The organism is Oleiphilus sp. HI0123 (assembly GCF_001635315.1).
The window spans coordinates 1-376 of record NZ_LWGE01000533.1 but is presented as its reverse complement, the minus strand read 5'-3'; the positions used below and the strand labels follow the sequence as shown (position 1 = coordinate 376).

The 376-nt window shown below is 43.9% G+C and carries 1 pseudogene; it reads right to left on the bottom strand.

Going from position 1 to position 376, the window contains the following annotated elements:
- Nucleotides 1-376, bottom strand: a pseudogene (locus A3761_RS26995) (GGDEF domain-containing protein); the annotation flags it as partial.

Genomic DNA, 376 nt, shown 5'->3' with positions numbered 1-376 from the left:
CGCTCTTCCTTCAAGCGTTTACGAATATAACGAGTCTCTTCTTCCATCGCTTTGATGCGCTCTTTTAGGACCTCGACCTCTTCTTCTTTTGCTTGCTGGTGTTCAACTGCATCACCAGCATGCTGATCTACAGCACTGGATATGCTGTCCAAGTGCTCCGAAATAGATCGTTTCAAATCATCTATATCGACAGCTTTTCCCACACGCTGAGTCATTTCATCGACTTGATCACGCATATGTTGATCAAATTTTTCGTTTTTATCTTGCCAGGTGTCATCAATACTCTGACTCTCTACCAAAAAGTCCTGAACTTTACTCAAGCGCTCATCGAGCACCTTCAGAAAGTTACTAAACTCGCGCTGCCCTTTACCCACAA